Source organism: Shewanella sp. KJ2020 (assembly GCF_024197625.1).
In the GTDB taxonomy this organism is placed as follows: Bacteria; Pseudomonadota; Gammaproteobacteria; order Enterobacterales; family Shewanellaceae; genus Shewanella.
Genome location: NZ_JAKUKD010000032.1, coordinates 308,010 through 332,010, shown reverse-complemented (window position 1 = coordinate 332,010; position 24,001 = coordinate 308,010). Strand labels below are relative to the sequence as shown.

The 24,001-nt window shown below is 45.5% G+C and carries 18 protein-coding genes; 15 read left to right on the top strand and 3 right to left on the bottom strand.

The window, feature by feature from the left end; genetic code table 11:
- Positions 1-258: 258 nt before the first annotated feature.
- Positions 259-4,518, top strand: a complete 4,260-nt coding sequence (locus MJO46_RS19450) for an EAL domain-containing protein (protein WP_253990730.1) — start codon at positions 259-261, stop codon at positions 4,516-4,518.
- Positions 4,519-4,626: 108 nt separating this feature from the next.
- Entirely contained in the window at positions 4,627-5,091 is a 465-nt protein-coding gene (locus MJO46_RS19445; protein ID WP_253990729.1) for a hypothetical protein, read from the top strand.
- 292 nt (positions 5,092-5,383) lie between these two features.
- Here the strand turns inward: MJO46_RS19445 and MJO46_RS19440 are convergent, their stop codons facing one another.
- From MJO46_RS19440 to fadI, 3 genes are all read right to left on the bottom strand, one after another.
- On the bottom strand, positions 5,384-5,584 hold the full coding sequence (locus MJO46_RS19440; protein ID WP_233095514.1) for a hypothetical protein: 201 nt from the start codon (positions 5,582-5,584) through the stop codon (positions 5,384-5,386).
- A gap of 343 nt (positions 5,585-5,927) precedes the next feature.
- Positions 5,928-8,048 (bottom strand): fatty acid oxidation complex subunit alpha FadJ, encoded by a 2,121-nt coding sequence (gene fadJ / locus MJO46_RS19435; RefSeq protein ID WP_253990728.1) that lies wholly within the window; start codon positions 8,046-8,048, stop codon positions 5,928-5,930.
- A 5-nt stretch (positions 8,049-8,053) separates the two neighbouring features.
- Positions 8,054-9,364 (bottom strand): acetyl-CoA C-acyltransferase FadI, encoded by a 1,311-nt coding sequence (gene fadI, locus MJO46_RS19430; RefSeq protein WP_253990727.1) that lies wholly within the window; start codon positions 9,362-9,364, stop codon positions 8,054-8,056.
- Positions 9,365-9,626: 262 nt separating this feature from the next.
- Between fadI and MJO46_RS19425 the strand changes: the two genes are divergently transcribed.
- From MJO46_RS19425 to MJO46_RS19365, 13 genes are all read left to right on the top strand, one after another.
- The gene (locus MJO46_RS19425) at positions 9,627-10,583 is read left to right on the top strand and encodes a MoxR family ATPase (protein WP_253990726.1); all 957 of its coding nucleotides are present in this window, start codon (positions 9,627-9,629) and stop codon (positions 10,581-10,583) included.
- Positions 10,584-10,606: 23 nt separating this feature from the next.
- Positions 10,607-11,548 carry a DUF58 domain-containing protein gene (locus MJO46_RS19420; protein WP_253990725.1) on the top strand — a complete coding sequence of 314 codons (942 nt, stop codon included), beginning with the start codon at positions 10,607-10,609 and terminating at the stop codon, positions 11,546-11,548.
- Positions 11,549-11,550: 2 nt separating this feature from the next.
- The gene (locus MJO46_RS19415) at positions 11,551-12,162 is read left to right on the top strand and encodes a DUF4381 domain-containing protein (RefSeq protein ID WP_253990724.1); all 612 of its coding nucleotides are present in this window, start codon (positions 11,551-11,553) and stop codon (positions 12,160-12,162) included.
- Complete coding sequence (locus MJO46_RS19410) at positions 12,156-13,169, top strand: VWA domain-containing protein (protein WP_253990723.1); 1,014 nt, start codon at positions 12,156-12,158, stop codon at positions 13,167-13,169. The genes MJO46_RS19415 and MJO46_RS19410 overlap by 7 nt, the downstream gene beginning before the upstream one ends.
- Entirely contained in the window at positions 13,169-15,211 is a 2,043-nt protein-coding gene (locus tag MJO46_RS19405) for a VWA domain-containing protein (protein WP_253990722.1), read from the top strand. Before MJO46_RS19410 ends, MJO46_RS19405 begins: the two co-directional genes overlap by 1 nt.
- A complete protein-coding gene (locus MJO46_RS19400) occupies positions 15,205-16,893 on the top strand; it encodes a BatD family protein (protein ID WP_253990721.1) in 1,689 nt (562 codons plus the stop codon). The genes MJO46_RS19405 and MJO46_RS19400 overlap by 7 nt, the downstream gene beginning before the upstream one ends.
- A gap of 72 nt (positions 16,894-16,965) precedes the next feature.
- Entirely contained in the window at positions 16,966-17,529 is a 564-nt protein-coding gene (locus MJO46_RS19395) for a sigma-70 family RNA polymerase sigma factor (protein ID WP_253990720.1), read from the top strand.
- Positions 17,522-18,226, top strand: a complete 705-nt coding sequence (locus MJO46_RS19390; protein WP_253990719.1) for a DUF3379 domain-containing protein — start codon at positions 17,522-17,524, stop codon at positions 18,224-18,226. The genes MJO46_RS19395 and MJO46_RS19390 overlap by 8 nt, the downstream gene beginning before the upstream one ends.
- A 157-nt stretch (positions 18,227-18,383) precedes the next feature.
- The gene (gene putP, locus MJO46_RS19385; RefSeq protein WP_253990718.1) at positions 18,384-19,835 is read left to right on the top strand and encodes a sodium/proline symporter PutP; all 1,452 of its coding nucleotides are present in this window, start codon (positions 18,384-18,386) and stop codon (positions 19,833-19,835) included.
- A 348-nt stretch (positions 19,836-20,183) separates the two neighbouring features.
- Entirely contained in the window at positions 20,184-21,479 is a 1,296-nt protein-coding gene (locus MJO46_RS19380; protein WP_253990717.1) for an OmpP1/FadL family transporter, read from the top strand.
- A gap of 101 nt (positions 21,480-21,580) precedes the next feature.
- Positions 21,581-21,967 carry a VOC family protein gene (locus MJO46_RS19375; protein WP_253990716.1) on the top strand — a complete coding sequence of 129 codons (387 nt, stop codon included), beginning with the start codon at positions 21,581-21,583 and terminating at the stop codon, positions 21,965-21,967.
- A gap of 130 nt (positions 21,968-22,097) precedes the next feature.
- Positions 22,098-22,814: an SIMPL domain-containing protein gene (locus tag MJO46_RS19370; protein ID WP_113940700.1), complete on the top strand. Its 717-nt coding sequence runs from the start codon at positions 22,098-22,100 to the stop codon at positions 22,812-22,814.
- 164 nt (positions 22,815-22,978) lie between these two features.
- Complete coding sequence (locus MJO46_RS19365; RefSeq protein ID WP_253990715.1) at positions 22,979-23,992, top strand: efflux RND transporter periplasmic adaptor subunit; 1,014 nt, start codon at positions 22,979-22,981, stop codon at positions 23,990-23,992.
- Positions 23,993-24,001 lie beyond the last annotated feature (9 nt).

Sequence of the window (24,001 nt, the reverse complement as noted above, 5' to 3'; positions counted from 1 at the left end):
AAAACGCAATTTACAATGAACAACCAAAATCCCTACCCCAGAGTGATTATACAGCAGTATCTTTCACTCTGAGTCGTAAACGCGATGCAAAACACGCTTAGATGCTCTATTCTTGCATCGGGACAGCACAACTTTGCACCATCTACATGCTATTAAAAGGATTGTTTACAATCTCAGTTTTGACAAATCCGTCACTTTCTGGAAAAGTGGTGTAACACAATTGTTTCATGGCATCATCGGATAACAAGAACAAACACTATGCCTAAAGCACTCTTGAAAATCGTCTTACTCATCGTTTTATGCATTAGTGCATTCGAGAATGTAAGCGCGTCCCCCTTTTCAGATAAATCTCCAATTATTCTACAATCACAATCTTTTGGTGTTCCGCAAGGACTCTCTCAGAGCACTGTGACATCTATAGTTCAAGATCACGATGGCTATATTTGGATAGGGACATTCAACGGGCTAAACCGGTTTGATGGAAAAAGTTTTAAACATTTTTATGCTAATGATGCCAAAAATAGTCTACCTAGCTCTTTTATTAGAAGTTTATTAATTGATGACAAAGGTGTTTTATATATAGGAACTGATAATGGCTTAGTCATATATAATAAACTCCAAGAATCATTTACTCCTTATGGTGTTTCGGTACAAAAATCACCTATATGGAGTCTCAACTCTAATAAAAACAGTATAATAGCAGGAACAAACAAAGCGATCATAGATATAAATAGCAAAGAACAGGTCTACGAACTTTCACAAAAAGGGTTAAGTGAAATAAAAAAAACAATTAAAGTAGGCGATAACTACTACATAAAAGACTACGCTGGTACATTATTTAAACTCACCAACACTGAGTTAAAAGAAATCACACGCAAAACAATTGATTTTGAGGAAAATAATGATAACTCCCTGCTTATATCATTAAGTGATGGGCTATATGAATATAACAACGATAAAATTAAAAAAATTGATCATCGCGTTTTCTCTCAACTTTTAAAGTATAAAAATAATATTTATGGCTTTACTGGTGAAAGTATAATCAACATTTCCAGTAATATTATTATCGGGAATACATCCCCCGCTCGCACCGATAATATATCTACATTTATAGCAACAGAAGATATCTTTATATTAGGCAGCATTGATAATGGTTTTAGCGTTATAAAAAAAGTAAACAACCTAGTCCAACAAACTAATTTAGCAACAGAGAACACATGGCACCTTACCAAAAATCCCAGAGGCTTTTTAGTTTCATCAGAATCTGAAAAAATAAACCTTTTTGACAACAGCTTTAATTTAATCGAACGTTTCGACACTAAAGTAAAAGGATATAAATACTCAGTACTAAATGATGACGGACTCTATTTTGGAACAAGTGATGGGTTATACTTAAAATCAAGCGATTCCGTAAAACTAATTAGCAAAAAAACTATATCATCATTATCTATTGATCCTCGAGGCGTTACAATAGCTGCAGGAACACCAAATGGAGAAATCTTAATCATTAACAATGGAGAAATTACCAACCTTATTGACACTAAAAATAACGACCCTATTTTTGATATAGAATTAGAATCAAGTGAATTACTATATATAGCAGGTCAAGGTGGATTGGCAAAGTATGAAAGTGGACATCTAAAAAATTTAAGTAACGAAATAACCTATAGCATCGAAAAAAACGACAACGGAATCTATTTCGGAACATCGACATCATTAATGTCGTATAATAAACAAGACAATAGTATTTCAGAGATACTATCCAATAACAAAGAGATCTATTCCATTGTTAACAGTGACAATTACATAACGGCATCTTCATTAAGCGAAGTCATTATTTTTGATAAAAAAACTAAAGCTTTTTACACCTTAGGAACATCAAATGGTAGCCAATACGAGTATAACTCACCAAATGGAATTGATGTAAATGGGCATATACTACTCGCAGGCCTTAATGGGATTAGTTTGGTATCTCCTGAAGATGTAATTAATTACATAAAAAGAAATAATAAAAATAAAACCGAAATATCTGACTTTCTAGTATTCAATATAGTTCAGAATCAAGATAGCAAATATTTAAAACAATCAATTTCAGCCTCAACTCAAATATCGCTAAAATATTCTGACTATCCATTTTCTTTTAACTTTACATCACCGATGTCAGATGATGCTTCAACCAATTACTACTATAGAATGTTTGGTCTTTCAGACACATGGATACCTGCAAACGGGACAAACTCGGCTACATATACAAACCTATCACCAGGAAAGTACACTTTTCAAGTATATGCAGTTAATTCCCTTTCAGGTGAGAAAGCAGTAACAAAAGAATTAGATATAATTATAACACCTCCTTGGTGGTCATCATTTCAAGCAAGAATCATATATATAGTAATTTCAATATTTATTTTATTCATCATTGTAAAAGCTATTTTACGCCGTAGAGAAACTCAAAGGCAAATAGCACTTAGTGAGGAGAGGTTAAAACTTTCCCTATGGGGAAGCGGCGATGAGATGTGGGACTGGGATATAGAAACAGGCAATATTTTTCGTTCCAATATCTGGGGAGCATTAGAATTCCCACGCGATGGCCACCGTTCGGGCAAATCGGATGAAGAGAGTAATATCCATCCAATGGATCAAGAGCGTGTACGAGAGGCTCTCAATAAACATTTTTACGGTGAAACAGACCATTTTGAAGCGGCATATAGGGTAAAGGGTAAAGATGATAATTGGGTGTGGATTTTAGACCGCGCTAAAATTGTGGAGCGTGATGACAAAGATAACGCCCTGCGAATGACAGGAACCATTAAAAATATTAGCCAATTTAAGCAAAAAGAAGAACAGCTAAAATTATTCGAAAAAGCAATTGAAAACATTTCAGAAGGCATGTTTATTCTCGACAGCGAATATCGTTTTGTCGAAGTCAATGAAGCCTGTTGTAAAATTTCATTACGAAACCGCTCCGAGTTTATTGGCAATTTATTAACATTTGATTTGTATCCAGAGTCATTTTCGGTTCAAATTCGAACAATGCTTAAGCAACAAGGCCGCTGGGCTAACGAAGTCGAAGCTGCCAGAGGAGACAAGAGTCATTTTCATATGGAACTCACCATAGATGCTATTTATGATGAGCTTGGTGAACTTTCACACTACGTAGGTGTTTTTTCTGATATATCTCGACGTAAGCAGCAGGAAGAAGAGCTCAGAAAATTAACCAACAATGACCTTCTTACTGGGCTACCTAACCGCTCAAACTTACAAGTCACCCTAAGTAACTTGGTGAATAAAGAAATATCCCACACCTTAATGGTGTTAGATTTAGATAATTTCAAACGTATTAATGACTCCTTAGGACATCAAATTGGAGATCAATTACTCAAATTAGTGTCGGTAAGAATCAAATCATCACTCCCAAGAAACACCAGTATTTACCGCCTTGGGGGAGATGAATTTGCCATAGTACTAGATAAAGATTCAGATATTAGCGCCAGTGCGGTAATGGCCGGAAGAGTCATAGAAGCTTTTAAGACCGCTTTTGATATTAATCATGAACAATTAGTCTTAGGACTCAGCATAGGTATCGTGCTTTACCCTGAGGATGAGCAAAATGAGCAAGCATTGCTCAGAAAAGCAGATATTGCCATGTACCATGCAAAATCCGCTGGCGGCAATTGCTATCAATTTTATTCTGAATCATTAAATCAGCATGCGATTCGACAACTAGAAATTGAAAATCTGATACGAGAAGGATTAAAAGAAGACCTATTTGAAGTTTACTATCAACCTAAGGTTGATCTGAAGCGCGGCCGTGTTGCAGGCATGGAAGCACTTGTAAGATTAAATCATCCAACTCACGGTTTAATTCCGCCTAATGATTTTATTCCTCTCGCGGAAGAAAATGGATTAATTGTAGAAATTGGTGAGATTGTGTTACGCAAAGCTTGTTTCGCCGCCCAGAAATGGCGGGAGCAAGGTCTGTTCAACGGTAGAGTCGCCGTCAATTTATCGTCACGTCAGTTTGCCCTACCCGATATTCAGCAACGAATAGAGTCAATTTTAAGACTGACTCAGTTACCTGCATGCCACCTTGAATTAGAAATAACCGAAGGTACTGTTATTAAACAGCCAGAAACAGCCATTATCGTTATGCAACAACTTACCAAAATGGGGGTGAGCCTAGCTTTAGATGATTTTGGAACGGGTTACTCATCGCTATCCTATTTAAAACGTTTTCCTATTCATACCCTTAAGATAGATAAAGCCTTTGTTGATGATATAGATAAGTCGGACCGCGATTTAAAGATGGTCGACTCTATCATTACCATTGCCCACAATATGGGACTTTCTGTGGTAGGAGAAGGCGTAGAACAAACCGCACAGTTAAATATTTTACGTGCACTCAACTGTGAAGAAATTCAAGGCTACATTTTTAGCAAAGCGATAAAAGAGACTGAGTTTACCCTGTTACTTCAACAGGACATGGCAAAATCAAACACTAAAATCAACATAATTTAATCATATCCATCTCAATTTGATTGCGATTTGAAACATTGGCACAACAGATGCATTAGTTATCTCAGTGTCAATAATAAATCAATATCAACTACCTGAGAGAGAATGGACATGATTAAAGGAATATTAGCTGCTGCATTACTGTCTTCTATTGGTTTTGTAGCGAATAGCTTAGCACTTGAACATAATACAAATTTAGAATTAAAGACTCTGGCAGTTAATGCAAAACCAGCTACGGAGTTAACTCCTCTTGAACTTGCAGGCCATCCTTACGTTAAATTCAGACCCTTCGAAATTGCTGGACATCCATACGTCAAATTCAAGCCCTTTGAAATTGCTGGACATCCATACGTCAAATTCAAGCCCTTTGAAATTGCTGGACATCCATACGTCAAATTCAAGCCCTTTGAAATTGCTGGACATCCATACGTCAAATTCAAGCCCTTTGAAATTGCCGGACATCCATACGTCAAATTCAAGCCCTTTGAAATTGCCGGACATCCATACGTCAAGTTCAAACCCATTGAAATTGCAGGACATCCTTACGTTAAATTCATTAACTCTGAACTTGCATAACATTAATTAGGTTAGGAGAGTGACTATGTTAAATTCAATAAAAAAAGCACTCGGTTTATCTAAGCCTGCGCGTAAAAAAGTTAAATTGCCTGAAGGCCTAAATCACCTCGAAGTGATTTCTGCAAAGGGTTGGTGGAACTAAATTTCCGACAGTGACAATTAGTTAGCTGATACTGCTAACTGAAATTAAGCTAGCGCAGCTTAGAAAACAATAAAGGGAGCATAGCTCCCTTTAGTTTTTAAATACCTAGATGACTAGATAAAGTTACAAAAATCTATAAATACTTATAAATCAGAACGCTAACATCCACTCTTTCTGGCAACGTATCTTCCTCAGTGCCAAATGACTATGGGCAGTAAAGAGCGGAAAAGCCAAAGGGCCTAATATAAAACCCACTATCGCCCAATACTTAACAGAAAGACCTGCGGTAAATGCTGCCAAGCCAAAATACCAAGCCGAGATAAATGCAAGTAAAACGATCAGCAAGACCACAAATAACCCCTTTAGAAACAAATAAAATCATATCGTTAGGAAATATCTTCCCTTATCAAAAAGTGCTCACGCACTCACTTTCCTTAGCCCTTTTTTGTAATCCACTCAAATGGTTAAATAAGTTATGTGCACAGAACTCAGTAACGTTCCTCAGTAAAAATTCCTCACTAAGAACAAAACAGTTAGCGTCAGCAGTTTCCATTCGAGGGCTCGGATGATACAAGATACCCGCCCCTATTGTGACCACTTTTTAGGCAAAAATATGCCTTATGGCAATAAAAAAACGGCAATCAACTGCCGTTTTTTTGTTCAACTTTATGAGGAAGGACTAAAAACAAATGGCTTAGAAAAAACGCTTATTCTCTTGCGCCATCGCTTTTAAGCGCTCACAGGGCTCAAATCTGTCACCAAATTGACTTTGATAACCTTCAAGAATTCGCACTAAGTTCGCGGCGCCTAAAGTGTCAATATAATGGAATGGGCCACCGAGGAATGGCGGAAAGCCAATGCCGAAAATAGCGCCAATATCGCCATCTCTTGGCGATGTGATAATGCCCTCATCCAAGCAACGCACGGCTTCGTTAAGCATTTGCACGACACAACGCTCGGCAACCGCCTTGGCGTCTTTATTGGTGCTAGGCTTAATGCCTAATACGCCATACACAGTCTCATCGACGACTTTCGCTTTCTTGCTCGATGCGCCGTATTGATAGAAACCTTTACCATTTTTGCGGCCTTTACGATCGTCACCCAAAAGCTTGTCAAATGCGGCTGGCGCTTTAAAACGTTCACCCAGTTCTTTCTCAAGGATTGGTGAAATCTTAGCGCCCACATCGATACCCACTTCGTCGAGTAAAGTTATAGGTCCCACAGGGAAGCCAAATTTCACTAAGGCTTTATCCAAGTGCTCAACACTTTGGCCTTCGAGTAGCAATTGCGCGGCCTCATTCATATACAGCGCCAGAATACGGTTCACGTAGAAACCTGCGCCATCCTGCACCACTATCGGTGTTTTACCTTGCTTACGGGCAAATGCGACAGTAGTCGCAATGGTTTCTGGCGACGTTTTAGCGTGAGCAATCACCTCCACCAACGGCATTTTTTCCACTGGCGAGAAATAATGCAGACCAATCACATTTTCAGGACGTGTCGCCGCCTCGGCGATTTGGCTAATAGGCAAAGATGAGGTGTTTGACGCAAAAATCGTGTGCTCACCACACTCACGCTCAATGTCTTTCACCATTTGATGCTTAAGCGCTAAGTCCTCAAATACCGCTTCCACAACGATGTCGGCATCTTTAACGCCTTTATACTCAGTGGTTGTAGTCATCAGTGCCATTAAATTGTCACGGGCAGCGGGCGTCATATGGCGGCGCTTTACCCCTTTATCCAACAACTTATAGGCATAAGATAAGGCATTGCTTAAGCCCTTTTCGCTGATGTCTTTTACGCGAACAGGGATTTTAGCCTTAGTGGTCGTCACAGAGGCGATACCGCCGCCCATCAGACCACCGCCTAAGATCACCGCTTTTTTGACTTTGCGCGGGCTCGCACCCCCAGCGCCGGTTTCTTTCTTCATTTCTGTGGTCGCGAAGAAAATACTGCGCAGCGCTTCAGATTCTTTCGATACCACTAATTCGGCAAAGTGACTGGCTTCGACTTCTAGCCCTTTTTGCATCCCCTTCTCAATACCTTGACGCACGCAGTCAATGATCTTGGCCGGTGCCGGATAATTACCTTGGGTTTTCTTTTCGACCTGTTTAGTCGCTTGATCGAAAATAATGTTACGGCCAAAGCTCGTGCCTTCAAGCACTCGATTAACGAGTGACTTTTTAACAGGTTTCGGTGCACGTTTACCCGCAAGCGCCATCTCAACTGCGGTTTGCAGCAAAATGGTTTGTGGTACAACATCATTCACTAAGCCCATTTTCAAGGCTTGTTTAGGACGAATTTGTTTACCGGTGAGCATCATATCTAAGGCAGTGGTAATACCGACTAAACGTGGCAAACGTTGAGTCCCACCGCCACCAGGCAATAGCCCAAGTTGGACTTCAGGTACGCCGAGCATGGTTTTACCATCGTCGCTGCATACCCTTTGATGACAGGCTAAGGCTAGTTCTAAACCACCGCCTAAACAGGCCCCATGGATTGCGGCAACCACAGGAATTTTTAAGGCTTCTAACTCATTAAAAACCACATGCCCTTGCTGGGATAAGGCTTTGGCATCGCCCGCCGTTTTACAGGCATCGAGCATAGAAATATCCGCGCCAGCAACGAAAGAATCTTTTTTGCCCGAGATCAGCACGAGTCCACGAATATGAGGATCGCTCTTAAACTCAGCCAGGATCTCACTGATTTCAGGACCAAACTGTGCTTTTAGGGTGTTCATGGTTTCGCCAGGAACATCCATAGTCAAAATGGCAATGCCGTCGTCGCGGCGGGTTAAATTAAAGGTCTTTTCCATGCCGATTACTCCACTTCCACTATCATTGCCACGCCCAAACCACCGGCCGCACAGGCTGTTGTTAGGCCAGTTCCACCACCACGGCGCTTAAGCTCACGGCACACTTGGGTGATTAAACGGGTTCCCGTTGCCGCAAAAGGATGACCATAAGCGAGCGAGCCACCGAGCACGTTAAACTTGCTCATATCGATTTCGCCAATCGCGCGGTTGCGGCCGAGTTTTTCTTCGGCAAATTTTTTCGAAGCAAACATCTGCATGTTCGCTAATGTCTGCGCCGCAAAGGCTTCATGCATTTCAATCAGGGTAAGATCTTCTAATTCCATTCCAGCGCGTTTTAACGCCAGTGGCGTCGCGTAGGATGGCCCCATCAGCATATCTTGCCACACATCAATGGCGCTAAAGGCGTAGCTCTTAATATAACCAATAGGTTGATAACCTAAGGCTTTGGCTCGACCTTCACTCATCAGGATAATCGCAGACGCACCGTCCGTCAGTGGCGTACTATTGGCCGCCGTCACAGTACCATGTTGTTTGTCGAATGCAGGACGCAACTTAGCATATGACTCCAGTACCGAGTTTTCGCGGATATTGTTATCGCGATCGATAAACTGCTTATACGGTGGCACATGGGCAACCATCACTTCGTCACGCAAATGGCCCGAAGCCCAAGTTTCACTTGCTAAGGTGTGTGAGCGGTGTGCTAAAGCATCTTGATCGGCGCGGCTAATATTGTAGGTTTTTGCCATCTGCTCAGCGGTTTGTCCCATAGACAAGCCCGTCGAGTACTCAGCGACCGCAGGCGGTACAGGCAATAAGTCTTTAATACCTAAACGACGGAAAATTTGTAATTTTTGCCCAAACGTGCGGGCTTTATTTAAATCGACTAACGCGTGAGCTAATTTTTTCGACACACCGATAGGCAATACAGAGGAAGAGTCGGCGCCGCCCGCAATACCGATTTCGATATTACCCGTCATGATAGATTCGGCCACGTTGACAGTGGATTGAAAGCTAGTCGCACAGGCGCGAGTGACACTATAGGCATCGGTTGACACATTCATGCCAGTACCGAGTACGATTTCACGGGCTATATTCGGTGCAGCTGGCATTTGAACCACTTGTCCATAGACTAATTGCTCAATCAGCTTAGGATCGAGTTCAGAGCGCGCCAATAATTCATTGACCACCATTTTGCCCATATCGAGCGCCGATACCCCGTGGAATGCCGTGGCTTGCTTTGCAAATGGCGTTCTTAAACCCGCAACTATCGCGATACGCTCGCCCTTGGCATTGGTTACCTGTTGTCTATCACTCATTTGTCACCCTCTTTATGTGCGCAATCGCTGAGAGATTTCAGGCGGCGCTAGCTATTTCCGTGTTTGACCCATTGTTTTACGGCGAAAAACGCCCAATAACAGGTCTGACCATTAAAGTGTGATCTGATTCTAACTTCTTGTCAGCAAGTTTTAAACACCTGTTTGTTTTTTTAACACTAGCCAAACCCTAAGGGAATTCTTTACCATAGTGGTTGTCTATACCCCACACACGAATTTTCAACAGAAGAAAACGAGTAGCATCATGCCTTTGAGTCGCTTCCACGCACTACGCACTTACCTAAATAAGGTTGTTTTAGGGCAGCCAGTACTGACCGAAAATCTGCTCATTGCACTAATTGCCAATGGTCACTTATTAGTTGAAGGCCCACCTGGACTCGCCAAGACCCGTGCAGTAAAAGCCTTATGTGACGGAGTTGAGGGGGATTTCCACCGCATTCAATTTACCCCTGATCTGCTGCCCGCCGACTTGACCGGCACTGATATCTATCGCTCGCAGACCGGCACCTTCGAATTTGAAGCGGGGCCGATTTTCCACAATTTAATCTTGGCGGACGAAATTAACCGCGCACCCGCCAAGGTACAATCTGCACTGCTAGAAGCGATGGCCGAAGGTCAAGTCACCGTTGGTAAGCACAGCTATAAGCTACCGCCGCTGTTTTTAGTCATGGCCACCCAAAATCCATTAGAGAACGAAGGCACTTATCCGCTGCCCGAAGCGCAGCTTGACCGTTTTCTGATGCACTTAAATCTAGACTACCCAAGCGGCGAGACTGAGCTCGAAATTCTGCGTCAATCCCGTAAAGAAGCGCTCACCCACGAATTGCCGACCACTGAGCCGATTGCACAAGCGGATATTTTTGCCGCCCGTGACGAAGCCATGGAAATCTACCTCGCCGAACCGCTCGAAAAGTACATAGTCGAAATCGTGATGGCGACCCGTGAGCCCACACGCTACAGTGATGAACTCGCAAAATGGCTCGAATACGGCGTCAGCCCGCGTGCAACCATTTCGTTAGAACGCTGCGCCCGCGCCCGCGCTTGGCTGCATGAGCGAGACTTTGTTTCACCGGAAGATATTCAAGCTGTCGCGCCAAATGTGTTAAGACACAGATTATTACTCAGCTACCAAGCACAGGCAGAAGGCGTCAGCCGCGATCAGGTCATAGACCACATTTTGAGTCAAGTTGCTGTACCTTAACGCTAGACTAAAGGTGAAATGACATGATTGACACCGCGCGCCAAGCACCTATGCCGCTTTTTGCCGATGGCTTACATTTAACGGAAAAAGAGCTGCTGGCTTGTCAGAATATTGCGAAGGCGATGCCCGAACGTAATAGCCGAGCCCGGGCAAATCTCGCTGGCCATCGCAGTAGTTTAATCAAAGGCCGTGGCATGGAGTTTGCCGAAGTACGCCACTATCAACAGGGCGACGATGTGCGCACTATTGATTGGCGTGTTACCGCTCGAACGGGGCAAACCCATACCAAACTCTTTGTGGAAGAACGTGAACGCCCTATTCTATTGCTGCTCGACCTAAGCCAAAGCCTGTATTTTGGTTCGAGTTTATTGCTGCAATCCGTGCAAGCGGGGCACCTTGCCACCACCTTAGGATGGAATGCGATTAACCATGGCGATCGGCTCGGCGCCTTGATCGCAAGCGAATCTGAGCATTTAGAGCTCAAACCCCGCAGTCGCCGTCAGGGCATATTGCAATTGATCTCAGGACTTCGGCGCATTCACGAAAATCAGCTCAATCATGTTGGCAGCGGCCAGCGCGATCCTGATCATATCCTGCGGGCCTGCCAGCGATTACAACGCATCGCTAAACCCGGCTCCTTAATTTGGATCATTACCGATGGCAGTAATTTTAGCCGCCAATGTATCGCGCCGCTCACCGAGCTTAAGCGCCATTGCGATATGGGTGCCTATCTTGTTACCGATCCCCTGCGACAAGGCACGCTGCCGTTACCGCACAACTTTAGTTTACCGGTACGGGATGGGGATGAAGACTTAGTGCTTACCCGCCACAGTTATCAGGCTTGGCTCGACATTCAGCAGCGTCAGCAAAGTGACTTTATCACTATGATGCAGCAACTGCGCGTGCGCACTCAGCTTATCGATGCGGGTGCTCCCCTCGCCCATCAATTGGAATTATTGCGTTAACTATGGATCCAGCAACAGTGAATTCAGAAATAGCAAATCCACAGGCAACGGTCCCTATGCCCTCTACGGCGCCAAACCCGGCCCTTGCACAGCTGCAGGATATTATTAATCCCGAACCGATCGGCGCTTGGCCTTGGGCAATCGGTTATTGGCTGGTTTTAGCACTTTTGATTGCCCTCATCACACTCTTAGTTATCTGGCTAAGAAAACGCACCCGTTATTTAGCGCCTAAAAAAGCCGCAAAACAGTTACTCCGTCAACTTGATAGGCAAGCGCCGTCCTATGCCTCTGACGTCAACAGCCTATTAAAACGTACCGCCATGAGCTACCTCAGCAGAGAAACGATAGCCTCCTTAGATGGCGAGGCTTGGGCGACTTGGTTGGACAGCTATTTACCCGAGCCCAAACGCCAACGTCTCGGCCCCTTATTAGCCAAACGCCATCAGGCAACGCCATTGACCTTAGCTGAAGCCAATGAATTGCATCAACTCACACAGGCTTGGTTGGCATCGAAAGCAAAAATGAGTGCGCCTAAGCCGGCTCTTGCTCAAACGGCTCAAACTCATGCGCCAATCCTGCCAACGGATACCCAACAACCGGAGGCACAATGTTAACCATTGCCTGGCCTTGGCTATTGATATTATTGCCTTTACCTTTAATTTTTTGGCGCCAACACACAGTACAAGTGGACGGTGGCCGGCTGCAATTACCCGGAATAAGCCAAACGGGCAAGCAAAGCTTAGCGGCCAACACGCGCCAGAGCCGCAAACGCTACTGGTTGATGTGGAGCCTGTTAGTGCTCGCCATCGCCCGTCCGCAGTGGCTTGGGGAGCCTATCGAACTACCAAGCCAAGGCCGCGATTTGATGATGGCGGTAGATTTATCCGGCAGTATGCAAATTGAAGATATGGTGATAAACGGCAAAACCGTCGACCGTTTCACTTTAATTCAACACGTTGTCAGTGACTTTATCGAGCGCCGCAAGGGCGATCGTATCGGTTTAATTCTCTTCGCCGATCACGCCTATTTGCAGGCGCCGCTCACCCAAGATAGACGTTCGGTGGCGCAATTTTTAAAGGAAGCACAAATTGGCTTAGTCGGTAAGCAAACCGCCATAGGTGAAGCCATAGCACTGGCGGTAAAACGTTTCGATAAAATGGATGAAAGTAATAGAGTGTTAATTTTATTGACCGATGGTTCTAACAACGCGGGCAATATCGAACCCGAGCAAGCGGCCGAGATTGCCGCTAATCGCAAAGTCACCATTTACACTGTGGGTGTCGGGGCCGATGTGATGGAGCGCCGTACACTCTTTGGCCGTGAGCGGGTTAATCCTTCAATGGATCTGGATGAAAAACAGCTAACACATATCGCCGATGTTACCCATGGTCGCTATTTTCGCGCCCGCAATAGCCAGGAGCTAGACCAGATTTACCAAGAAATCGATAAGCTCGAGCCTGTAAGTCGCGACCAGTTAAGCTATCGTCCCCAGGTGGATTTGTTCTATTGGCCACTCGCGCTCGCATTATTAACTAGCCTTTGGATTGCACTTGGCCAATTCCCCCTCTTTGCATCCTGGGGTAAACGACCTAATTTAACGAGATCACGGAGGGAGAATTAATGCATTTTATCCGTCCAGAATGGCTATTAGCCTTAGTGCCACTTGCTGTAGTCCTGTGGCTACTGGCTCGTCAGCATCAAAGCCATAGCGCATGGAATCGTTATATTGCGCCGCACTTAGCCAAGATGTTAGTGACCCAAGGCGCTAAAAAATCCCGCCGTCCTTTGCATTTATTGGCATTTAGCTGGCTGATTGCCACTTTAGCCCTAGCGGGCCCTGCGCTGAATAAGCAATCTTTGCCCGTATTTGCCACCGAACAAGGCCGCGTACTGGTGATGGATATGTCGGTATCTATGTTTGCCACCGACGTTACCCCTAACCGCTTAACCCAAGCCAAATTTAGGGCGACGGATCTGCTGCGAGCGCTCAAAGAAGGTGAAACCGGCCTTATCGCCTTTGCGGGGGATGCTTTTACTATCAGCCCATTAACCCGCGATACAGGCACATTGCTCAATTTATTGCCGACCTTAAGCCCAGAGATTATGCCCGTATTAGGCTCAAATCTCGCCGCCGCGCTCACCCAAGCAAAAAGTCTGCTTGCCCAAGGTGGCCATATTCGCGGTGATATTATCCTAATGACAGATGGGATCTCGCCGGCACAATTTGACGCCGCCAACTCAGTGCTCAATGGGACAGAATATCGCCTCGCGGTTATTGGCTTTGGCACCCACGAGGGCGCGCCTATTCGGTTACCCGACGGTCAATTGCAACGGGATAGCAGTAACGAGGTTGTGGTGGCTAAAACGGACTTCGGCCTTTTGAATAAACTGGCAGAAAACAACAAAGGTGTGTTAATTCAATATAGTACCTATGGAGAGGATCTCAGCCAACTCCAGCAGTGGCTTAGTGATACATCTGATGCCAAAGCCACAGATCTTGACGGTGAAACCTGGCAAGACCTCGGCCCTTATCTCGCCCTGTTATTACTGCTCCCCGCCCTTTTCAGTTTTAGGCAAGGAATAGTTGCAAGCATTGGATTTGCTACTCTCGCGGGCGGCATACTGCTCGCGGCTGCGCCTCAGCCTGCCCAAGCCAGTGTGTGGCAGGACTTATGGAACACAGCGGATCAACAAGGAATGCAAGCCTATCAATCCCAAGATTATGCTAACGCCGCTAAGCAGTTTGAGTCGCCCCAGTGGCGAGGCAGCGCCCAATATAAAGCCGGGGATTTTGCGCAAGCGCTAAAAACCTTCGAGCAAGATAGCTCGGCCCAAGGCCTCTACAATCAAGGCAATGCTTTGATGCAACTCGGTAAACCCGATGAAGCCAAGGAGCGCTATCAAGCGGCACTTGAAAAACAGCCCCACTTCCCCGAGGCCAAGGCTAACCTTGAGCTCGCCGAAAAACTGTTACAGCAGCAAAAAGAACAGCAAAATCAACAGGGCGATAAAAATCAGCAGAGTAAAAACCAAGGCGAACAAGGGGAGCAGCAATCCGGTGACTCACAGTCCGATGATTCACAATCCAGTGAACCACAATCCAGTGAACCACAATCAAGTGAACCACAGTCCGACAAACAAGCGTCGCAGGATAATCCCTCATCTGACCAAGATAAGTCACAGCCAAATGGGGCAGGACAAGAGTCTAATGCGCAAGGGGAGAATACCAATGCAGAGCAAAGCCCAGAGCAGCAAACGGATCAAGAGCAGCAGTCTGAACAAAATCAGCAGGATAGCAATGCTCAGAGTCAGCCGGATGCGACGGGAAATGAGTCCCTAGACGATTCTCCTGTAGATAATGACGCTAAAATGCAAGCGCAGGCTAAAGCCGATGCGAAGGAGCCACAGTCAGCAGAGGAGGAAAAGCAAAGCGCTGGCGCCAAGGAAGCACAAGCACAAAATGCGCAAGATAAACAAGAGGCGGCGATGAGTGAATCCATCGAAGCGCCACCGCCCGAAAGCTCACTGCTTCCCGCACAAATGCAGCGGGCGCTACGGGGCGTAAGTGAGGATCCCCAAGTGTTACTGCGCAATAAAATGCAACTCGAATATCAAAAACGCCGTCAAAATGGCCAAATATCAAGGGATAACGAACAGTGGTAAAAAAACATTTTTTTATCCTCCTACTCCTCGCAATCGGAGCTTTGAGTCCTGCCTATGCCCTCACAAAATTAGAGGCATCGGTCGATCGCAACCCTGTGATGGAAGGGGAATACTTTGTACTGAATATCAGCGCAGACGATGAACTGGATACGGGAAAACTGGATACCTCGATTCTGCTCAAAGATTTCATAGTGGGACGCACCAGTGTCAGTCGCAGCACCCAGATCATGAATTTCGATGCGGTTAAAGAAACCCGCTGGCAAGTGTTGCTCGCCCCAAAACAAAAGGGACAACTGACAATTCCCTCCTTTAGTATCGATGGGGTCAGTTCCGCCGAAATTCCGCTAAAAGTGGTTGAAAGTGGCAGCCAGCCAATGCAAGCCAATAACTTGTTTATCGATGCTAAAGTTTCGACCGATGAGGCCTATGTCGGGCAGCTAATCACCTACAAAGTAAAACTCTATTTAGCGGTAGAGTTACAACGGGGCGTATTGAATGCGCCCGTGGTTGAAGGTGCACAAATTAAACAAATTGGCGAGGATAAAGATGGTTCAGAGATTGTCGATGGCCGCCGCTACCGTGTAATCGAACGCACCTATGGCATCATTCCCGACTTACCCGGCCAAGTGAATATTAAAGGCGCCACCTTCTCAGGTGATGTTCTAGTCGAATCCCAACGCCGCGGCGGTATGTTTGGTTTTAACGAAAGCCGCCCAATGCAAGCGGGGGCACCCTCCTTAACGGTGCAGATTAATCCACCACCGGAAAGCTTCCAAGGCCAGTGGTTAGTCGCAGATTTAGTCGCCTTAAAGGAGAATTTTCCTGAAGAGATTAACGAGTTTACCGTCGGTAGTCCTATCACTCGCACTATTACGCTCTTGGCCTCCAATGCCGATGAAAACAGTTTACCGGATATAGTCCCAGCATTGCCCAGTGAGCTTAAGTCTTACCCTGAAAAACCCCAACGGCAAACCTTTGTACGCGATGCCCAAGTGATCTCCCAGTACAGTATCACTTCGGCGATAGTGGCCAGCAAGGCAGGTACTTTTACCTTGCCCGAAGTCAAAGTACCTTGGTGGAATCCGCGCCTCAAGCGCCAAGAAACGGCAACCTTGCCTGCTCGCACTATCATAGTCAAAGGGGGTGTAAGCACCGATGTGCCACCAGCACCAGCATGGCAAGCGAACTCAGCGGCCGATAGCGGTGGAACTTGGTTAACCAAGGTTTTTGCGGCACTCTGGCTGGTGACGTTGATCCTTTGGGTGATCACATTGATTGCCTGGCGCCGCGCCCGCAACCCTCAAGCGCTTATTCACCATGACCAACCGGAGATTGCCAGCGTCTCTGGGTTAAGGGGATTGGAGCAGGCCTGCGCCCAAGGTCAAGCCAGCGATATTTTGCAGCAGTTACAGCAATACTTTAGCCAAATGCACGGCTGCGCCATGACCTTAGATAAAATTGCATCACTTTCACCGGCACTATCACAGGCCATTAGCCAGTTGCAGCAATCCGCCTATGGCGCTCAAGCTAAAAGTGCTCATGCTAAAAGTGCTCAGGCCGAAGTAAACCAATCGACAGATTTAAAAGTGGCTATCAGTGCTTTACTTGCCGCCGTCAAAGCCTATGACAAGCGGCCATCAAGCAATACACATTTGCCCTTAAGTCCACTCAATCCGAGATAGTTAGCCGGGTAAACTAAGAATAAGCGAGCTAAAAGATGTTGAATATCAAGCTAAAATGCCAAAAGTATAAAAATGTTTGCTCACTGGCGTAATAAATCCGTCGAGCCTGCGGTCTCTTCTGACATGCTGAGCAAACAACGACGATACAACAGCCTAGTTAAGGCGCTGCATGCCGATATCTTCCGCTACGCCTATTGGTTATGCGGCGATAAACACGTGGCTGAAGACATTACCCAAGAAACCTTCTTGCGGGCGTGGCGCTCTTTGGATTCCCTCAAGGATGATAAAGCGGCGAAGGCATGGCTTATCACCATTCTTAGGCGTGAAAATGCCCGGCGGTTCGAACGTAAACAGTTCGATTATTCCGACGTTGAGCAAGATACCTTGGAAGACAATATCTCCAATAGCAGTGAAGAGCAGACCGAGCAATATCTGATCCGCAGGCAAATCGCCAAGCTCGATATTGAATACCGCGAGCCGCTCTTGCTCCAGCTGATTGGTGGCTTTAGTGGCGATGAAATAGCAGAACTGATGGAACTCAATCGCAATACCGTTATGACGCGTTTATTTCGGGCGAGGAGCCAATTGAAAGAATTACTTGAAAAAAATGAGGTGAGAGGTCAATCCAATGGATGAGCTTAAATTTAGACGTCAAGCCTATGAAGATCCTCATAATCAAGATCTCGAGTTTCTCCAGCAAATACAGGAGAAGAGTGAATATCAGGCATTGGTGAGTGAACTCAAAAACTTAGATGCTAAGCTGACGAGCGCACTTAAAGTCGATATACCTGAGGACCTCGCCGATAAGCTGATTTTGCGCCAGCAGTTACAACAGCACCATAAACAGCGCCGCCAAACGGGCTTTTTAGTTGCAATGGCGGCCTCAATTGCCTTTGTGATCGGCGTGAGTTTTAGCCTACTGCGTTTAGGCCCAGTCGATTTAGCCGAGCATGCGCTGGCCCATGTCTACCATGAAGATATGGCCTTACATCTTGACCAAAACGTCAGTTTTAGTCAGGTCAATGCCCAGCTCACCTCTCTGAAAAATGTCGGCCATGCCAAGTTTATCGAGCAGCCGGGCAAAGTGTATTTCACCTCCTACTGTGATTTTCAAGGGGTTAAAAGCCTGCATTTAGTGCTGCAAGGCGAGCAAGGCAAAGTGACGCTTTTTATTGTGCCTCTCGAGAAACGTATGGTGCTAAACCAAACCTTTGCCGATACTAAATATCAAGGCATGGGGTTTGAAACCGCTGATGCCTTTATTTTACTGGTGGCAGAGGATCAAGCCGATCTTCGCTTTGTAAAAGAAGAAATCCAGAATACCTTTATTTAACCTTATATTATCTAAATGATTTTTAAATCGGCCTTCGATATTTACACACTATCGCAGGTCAGATTTTGATCACATTTTTATCCGCTAATGGGCTCTTACTCAAACATCTGGTAGCATGCTTGCCACTTTTAATAATAAAAAGATGGGAAAAGGCAAGATGACGATTGAAACCCCGATTTTAATCACATTTGTTGGTTATTTAGTTCTGATGATGGCCATAGGTTTTTGGGCTTACCGCGCCACAGATACTGTAGATGACTATATTTTAGGTGGCCGCAAAATGGGCCCCGCAGTGACCGCACTCAGCGTAGGTGCATCCGATATGTCCGGCTGGTTATTACTGGGTTTACCCGGCGCCGTCTATTTAGGCGGTTTAGGGGAAGCTTGGATTGGCATAGGGCTAATTTTGGGTGCTTGGCTTAACTGGCTATTTGTTGCCAAACGACTACGTATTTATACCCAATTAGCAGACAATGCTCTTACCCTACCCGATTTTTTTGAGAAACGGTTCCACGATAACCAAGGTTATTTGAAGCTGGTTTCCGCCGTGACTATTTTAGTTTTCTTCACTTTCTATGCATCCTCCGGCATGGTCGGTGGCGCGATTCTGTTTGAGAAAGTCTTTGGGCTCGATTACACCTCTGCCCTAGTGATTGGCTCGGCCATCATTGTCGGTTATACCTTTATCGGTGGTTTTTTTGCAGTGTGCTGGACGGATTTTTTCCAAGGCTGTTTGATGCTTATCGCCCTGTTAATTGTCCCTGTCACTATTTTATCTCTCCCTGACAGCCAGGCAGGAATTGAGGCTATCGATCCTGCCATGTTGGCGTTAATCAGTGACAAAACCACAGTGATAGGTATGTTATCCCTGCTCGCATGGGGCCTAGGTTATTTTGGCCAGCCACATATTTTGTCGCGCTTTATGGCCATCGGCAGCGCCGATGCCCTGCCTTTATCACGCCGTATCGCTATGAGCTGGATGGTGTTATCTCTGATGGGCGCGTTAGCCACAGGTATTGCAGGCTCAATCTATTTTGCTAAAGAGCCATTGGCCAATTCAGAAACCGTATTTATCCATTTAGCGTTAACTGCATTCAACCCATGGGTTGCAGGTCTTTTAATCGCCGCCATTTTATCGGCGATTATGAGTACCATCGATTCACAACTGTTAGTTTGCTCAAGCGTGATTACTGAAGATTTTTACCGCAAATGGTTACGCCCAAAGGCCGACGATCGTGAATTAATGATGGTGGGCCGCTTGGGCGTACTTGCCATTGCGGTCATTGCTGGCGTGATCGCCCTTAATCCCGAAAGCAGCGTGCTCAGCCTAGTGAGCTATGCTTGGGCAGGTTTTGGCGCCGCCTTTGGTCCAGTGGTTCTGCTATCCCTATTTTGGAAGCAATACAGTCGTAATGGCGCCATCGCCACTATCATTGTCGGCGCATTAACCGTCGTGATTTGGAAGCAATTCACTGGGGGGATTTTCGACTTATACGAAATACTGCCAGGCTTTATGTTTGCGATCCTCGCAGGGGTAATCGTCAGTAAATTCTCTGCCCCCGATGCCAAAATCACTGCAGAATTTGAGCAGTTCAAATCCGCGTTATAAGCCACACCTTTTAATTAAGGCCGTAAAAAGCGTACACCTGTACGCTTTTTACATTTTGTATCTTTTTATTCGCAAACCATCAGTCACAAACTGTTAACCAAAATTAAAACTCCTCCGACCATTAAAAACCTTTGGCACCAAGCATCTGGCCAGACCATTCAATCACACTAATGTATAACACCTGTTTAACTCGACTTTAATTAACTGAAATTTAACATTATTTACATCTGGTCGGACTTGTTGGCGTTACACCCAATCCCTAAGATTGCCGAGACTATAAAAGGGTTTTAGCATTTCTGGGCACTAGGGCCAGACAAAATCCGATACTTATAAATAGAGAGAATAATAATGAAAACATTCAACAAGACACTTATTGCCGTTTCCGTGGCACTGGCGAGTACACAAACATTCGCTTCAGGCTTCCAATTAAACAGCCAATCAGCCACAGGTATGGGCCGCGCATTTGCTGGTGATGCAGTTATCGCCGATAACGCTTCCGTGTTATCCCGTAACCCAGCAGCTATGGCATTATTCGATAAAGATGCGATCTCCTTCGGCTTAACCTATGCCGATATTACCGTTGACGTTAAAGACGTGAACTTTGGCGGTGGCGCGGTTGACTTAGGCAGCATAGACGATGCAGGTTCGTCTAAAATTATCCCTAATATTTTCTACATCCACCCAATCGACGATAAATTCGCCGTGGGTTTTGCGGCATTCTCTAACTTCGGCACGGGAACAGACGCAAGCTCACTCTCTAAGAATTTACCCGCAGGTTCACCAGCACCCTATGATCTGCTTGGCGAAACCGAAGTGACCACAGTCAACTTTAACGCTAGCGTGTCATACCGCATTAACGATATGTTCAGTATTGGTGCGGGTGTTGATGCAGTCTACGGTGAAGGCCGTTTAACCCGTAATATGGGCACAGTTCCACTTGTTGATGTGGATGCTGACGGCTGGGCCTTCGGTGGTATAGTGGGTGCCACTATTGAGCTAGATAAAGATAACCGTTTCGGTATCAGCTACCGTTTCAGCCCAACAGTGAATGTTGAAGGTGATATTAATACTGTCTCGATGACAACCATTCCTGGTGTGGGTACTGTTCCGGTTGCGACCAATTTTGACAGTTTAGATGTACCGCTAGCGGATATCTTCCAAGTTGCAGGTTTCCATCAAATCACCCCTAAGTTTGCTCTGCACTATACAGCGCAGCACACCCAGTGGGGCAACTTCGATCAAATCACGGCTAAAGATGGTACAGCCACGATTGCAGCTGTCGGAGTGACTCAAGCCGTAGGTGATGTTGCACTGAAAGAATACCAATGGAAAGATTCATGGTTATTCAGCCTAGGTGGTACTTACACTATCAACGAGCAATTCACTGTCCGTGCCGGTTATATGCATGACCAAGGCGTTGTCGACGAAATCAGCTCAATTTCATTCCCAGACTCTGACCGTAACTGGTACACAGCGGGTATGAGCTACCACATCAACCCACAAAACACCGTTGACTTTGGTATTGCGTATATTAAAGGTGAAGAAGTTCACTTGATCGAAAACAGCGCTATCACAGGCCCTGTTAATGCAATTACTGAATCAAGCGGCATGTACTATTCAATGCAATACAGCTACCAGTTCTAAGCCGTTCACCCACCAAAAAAGCCGCATTATTGCGGCTTTTTTGTATCTTAAGCATTTATTGCCTAAAGTTAATCCACACTCCTGTAAACGCAGCTACGGCTATGGCTAAAGTCATTGGACTCGGTGGAATTTTCTTTAAAAGTGTCGATCCCGTTGCCTTGGCAACTTGGTATAAAACTCATCTTCAAGTCCCCATTGAAAACTGGGGCGGCGCCGCGTTTTATCACACAGATAAATCAACTCTTGGCTACCATGTTTGGACCCCCTTCGCCCACAGCACGGACTATTTCGCCCCCTCAGATAAAGGGTTTATGTTCAACTTTGTTGTTGATGATCTAGCACAAGCACTCGCCCAGGTTAGCCAAGGTGGCGGCCAGCTTATCGGCACCATCGAAGACTCTGAATTTGGTCGCTTTGGCTGGTTTATCGACCCCGATGGCAATAAAGTCGAGTTATGGCAGCCAAGCGTCATCCCTACTGAAAAATAAAATCCTTTAAACCGATATATCAACATAATCTCCTCTGCCTTAAGCGGCATCTGTTCCGAATAAACCCAGTGCATGCTTAAGGTTTATTCGGTATCGTAGACCGAGTTCATCTAATCAAGAGATTCTTTTTATGGAAAAAAGTAATATCCTTCCTGCCCTGCTATTAGGGGGTTTCCTTTGCGCGGGGCTTGTTTATGTAGGCCAGACAGCAAGCTCAGCACTATTGCAAATGAAAGCCATGGAACGGACTGTCACGGTAAAAGGGCTAGCTGAAAAAGAAGTCAAAGCTAATGTGGCGATTTGGCCGATTAACTTTACTGAGGTGGATAATAATCTGCCAAAGCTCTATGAAACGGTTCAGCAAAAAACCGATAGAGTCGTTGCTTTTCTAAAAGAACAAGGCTTTAGCGACAGCGAAATTACTGTCTCTTTGCCTTCAATTGAAGATCGCCAAGCCCAAGGTTATGTCGATCCCAACGTCAGATACCGTTACTCGGCAAAAGTGAACCTATCGGTTTATACCCCACAGATTGATCTCATGCTGAACACCCGTAAGCAAATGATTAATCTTGTGAAAGAAGGTATCGCCATCGCCAGCCAAGACTATGATAATCGCACTGAGTTTTTGTTTACTGACCTTAACAGTGTCAAACCTGTGATGGTACAAGAAGCGACGCAAAATGCCCGGGAAGTTGCTGAAAAATTTGCCAAGGATTCAGACTCGCGCCTAGGTAAGATCAAAAGCGCCAGCCAAGGCCAATTTACGATTTCCGACCGCGATAGCAGCACGCCCTACATTAAACAAATTCGCATTGTTTCCACGCTCACCTATTATTTAAACGACTAAAGGCTTAATCGGAACCCACTGAAACGATAAGAATAAGGTATTGGTCTGCCCTATTCCTATATTAGTGGAATCGATTGCATTAATTTTTTCTAATAAATATTCATTGCCTATTGAAAACAACTCCATTAGAATTTTCTCATAAATTGTATTTGGGATGATTTAATATGGCTACAATACCCCGTGTTCTTTTGGTTTTACTCGCGTTTTCTGGTGTGCAAGTACAAGCAACTTCACTGGAAACGATGGAAGTAATGAGCAAGCCCTATGCAAACTGGGTGACGTTAGATGCCACTATTGAGGCGGTAAAAGCGGCGACTGTATCGGCGCAAACCTCTGGTCGCATTATCAAACTCAACTACGATGTTAACGATGTCGTCCCCGAGGGCGCCGCGCTACTGGAAATCACCAGTAAAGAGCAAGGCGCCGAGTTGGCAAGTTTTGAGGCCGATCTGGCCAAAGCCAGAGCACTGAATGTCGAATCTCAAGCCCAGTACAAGCGCTATAAAGAGCTTTTCCCCCAAGGCGCGATTTCTAAGGGCGCTATGGATGAAGCGACCGCGAATGCCAAGGCGACTGAGCAAGCCGTCAGCGCAGCACAGGCCCGGGTTATCAAGGCGACGGAATCCTTAAAGTACACTGTGGTATCCGCCCCCTTTAGTGGCATAGTCACAGAGCGATTTGTGCAGTTAGGTGAAACTGTCAGCCCAGGGCAACCTTTGCTCTCGGGATTTTCAGCCAATCAAATGCGCGCAATCACCCAAGTGCCGCAGCGCTACATTAATCAACTCAAGAATGCCCCAGAATTTATTGTCCGTTTAAGTGACGGCCGTGAGCTAACCTCAAGGGATCTCACCATTTTTAGCTTCGCCGATCCCGTCAGCCACAGTTATCAAGTGCGGATTAATCTGCCAGAGAATGAAGCCAACCTACAACCCGGCACATGGGCAAAAGCCTCCTTTAAAAATGGCGAACGGGAAAAAATTCAACTTCCCGTGTCGGCGTTGATCACTATGAATGAACTCAGCGGTGTTTACCTGAAACAGGGTGAAGCCTTTGTGTTGACTCAAGTGCGCGTCGGTGAACCCTTAAATGGGGAAGTAGAAGTGCTTGCGGGACTGAAGTCCGGTGACACTGTCGCCATGGATGCTTATCAAGTGTTGCTCAATAAAAAGCAATAAATTCCTAAG

What these genes read in the sequence shown, in the direction of transcription:
- MJO46_RS19450 (WP_253990730.1), top strand. Translation starts at nt 259, where the DNA reads ATGCCTAAAGCACTCTTGAAAATCGTCTTACTCATCGTTTTATGCATT.
- MJO46_RS19425 (WP_253990726.1), top strand. Translation starts at nt 9,627, where the DNA reads ATGCCTTTGAGTCGCTTCCACGCACTACGCACTTACCTAAATAAGGTT.
- MJO46_RS19445 (WP_253990729.1), top strand. Translation starts at nt 4,627, where the DNA reads ATGATTAAAGGAATATTAGCTGCTGCATTACTGTCTTCTATTGGTTTT.
- MJO46_RS19405 (WP_253990722.1), top strand. Translation starts at nt 13,169, where the DNA reads ATGCATTTTATCCGTCCAGAATGGCTATTAGCCTTAGTGCCACTTGCT.
- MJO46_RS19370 (WP_113940700.1), top strand. Translation starts at nt 22,098, where the DNA reads ATGGAAAAAAGTAATATCCTTCCTGCCCTGCTATTAGGGGGTTTCCTT.
- fadJ (WP_253990728.1), bottom strand. Translation starts at nt 8,048, where the DNA reads ATGGAAAAGACCTTTAATTTAACCCGCCGCGACGACGGCATTGCCATT.
- MJO46_RS19375 (WP_253990716.1), top strand. Translation starts at nt 21,581, where the DNA reads ATGGCTAAAGTCATTGGACTCGGTGGAATTTTCTTTAAAAGTGTCGAT.
- MJO46_RS19415 (WP_253990724.1), top strand. Translation starts at nt 11,551, where the DNA reads ATGGATCCAGCAACAGTGAATTCAGAAATAGCAAATCCACAGGCAACG.
- MJO46_RS19420 (WP_253990725.1), top strand. Translation starts at nt 10,607, where the DNA reads ATGATTGACACCGCGCGCCAAGCACCTATGCCGCTTTTTGCCGATGGC.
- MJO46_RS19365 (WP_253990715.1), top strand. Translation starts at nt 22,979, where the DNA reads ATGGCTACAATACCCCGTGTTCTTTTGGTTTTACTCGCGTTTTCTGGT.
- MJO46_RS19380 (WP_253990717.1), top strand. Translation starts at nt 20,184, where the DNA reads ATGAAAACATTCAACAAGACACTTATTGCCGTTTCCGTGGCACTGGCG.
- MJO46_RS19395 (WP_253990720.1), top strand. Translation starts at nt 16,966, where the DNA reads ATGTTTGCTCACTGGCGTAATAAATCCGTCGAGCCTGCGGTCTCTTCT.
- fadI (WP_253990727.1), bottom strand. Translation starts at nt 9,364, where the DNA reads ATGAGTGATAGACAACAGGTAACCAATGCCAAGGGCGAGCGTATCGCG.
- putP (WP_253990718.1), top strand. Translation starts at nt 18,384, where the DNA reads ATGACGATTGAAACCCCGATTTTAATCACATTTGTTGGTTATTTAGTT.
- MJO46_RS19410 (WP_253990723.1), top strand. Translation starts at nt 12,156, where the DNA reads ATGTTAACCATTGCCTGGCCTTGGCTATTGATATTATTGCCTTTACCT.
- MJO46_RS19390 (WP_253990719.1), top strand. Translation starts at nt 17,522, where the DNA reads ATGGATGAGCTTAAATTTAGACGTCAAGCCTATGAAGATCCTCATAAT.